The following is a 276-nucleotide window of genomic DNA, read 5'->3' as shown; positions in this document are numbered from 1 at the left end:
AATCCCAAACAGGTTCTGGGAAAACACATGCATACTTACTTCCTACATTGAACAGAATTAATGCAAGTCGTGAAGAAGTACAACTTGTTATTACAGCGCCTACTCGTGAGTTAGCACAACAAATTTACGAAGAAATCGTGAAATTAACAAAGTTTTGTGCGGAAGATCAAATGATTACAGCACGTTGTTTAATTGGTGGAACTGATAAACAACGATCAATTGAAAAGTTGAAAAAACAACCTCATATTGTAGTTGGAACACCAGGACGTATTAAAG

At 35.9% G+C, this 276-nt stretch carries 1 protein-coding gene; it reads left to right on the top strand.

What is annotated here, in order from left to right:
• A partial coding sequence (locus SB658_RS23695; protein WP_410602754.1) for a DEAD/DEAH box helicase occupies positions 1–276 on the top strand: 276 nt, incomplete at both ends.

The sequence above is a fragment of the Bacillus sp. SIMBA_008 genome, from assembly GCF_046535495.1.
GTDB lineage: Bacteria > Bacillota > Bacilli > Bacillales > Bacillaceae > Bacillus > Bacillus subtilis.
The sequence above is the reverse complement of the archived record's forward strand: the minus strand, read 5'-3'. Positions and strand labels throughout refer to the sequence as shown.